The sequence below is a fragment of the Vibrio sp. 2130-1 genome (assembly GCF_033339515.1).
The window spans coordinates 1-581 of sequence record NZ_JAWOUT010000526.1 but is presented as its reverse complement, the minus strand read 5'-3'; the positions used below and the strand labels follow the sequence as shown (position 1 = coordinate 581).

1 protein-coding gene is annotated in these 581 nt (G+C 43.5%); it reads left to right on the top strand.

What is annotated here, in order from left to right; genetic code table 11:
• The first annotated feature begins 161 nt into the window (after nt 1-161).
• A complete protein-coding gene (locus R7Q09_RS27205) occupies nt 162-479 on the top strand; it encodes a hypothetical protein (protein WP_023624484.1) in 318 nt (105 codons plus the stop codon).
• Nucleotides 480-581: the final 102 nt, after the last annotated feature.

The following is a 581-nucleotide window of genomic DNA, read 5'->3' as shown; positions in this document are numbered from 1 at the left end:
TCGAGAGCGTTGAATTGCCATAAACTCATCCATAAGGTCTATAAATTCCTGTGCTAGACTCAATGAACAGAATGTCGGCGCATAAAATCTGTCAGTTTGGCTTTGCTATTTGTGCAAAATAGGGGACTTACCGATGGATCTAGGATCAAAATCATGGACGTGTGGTTTCTCTCGAAAAGCAAAACCTTGCCGCGACCCAAAATGTCGCCAAAGCGCTTGGATTAAAGCCGGGCAATAATGTTCAAAAGCTTAAAGCCAACCAAGACAAAAATGGTGATGTCCACGTCCGGTATCAACAAACCTACAAAGGAATTCCGATCTGGGGGAAACAGATCGTTTTACACCGGGATAAACAAGGGAAAATCAAACGCTTTGGCGGTACGTTAGTTCATGATATCGAGCAAGATGTTTCTAACATGACTCCTCAGCTCAGCCTTGAAAGAATAAGAAGCAAAGTACAAAAGCCGTTGCGCATTTAGCCTATGAGATCCAGTTTTTTGCCGAGTCTGAACAAGCGGTAAACCCCACTAGACCAACTTATCTCGTGGATGCTAAATCAGGTGAAGTGCTGTTGCAGTATG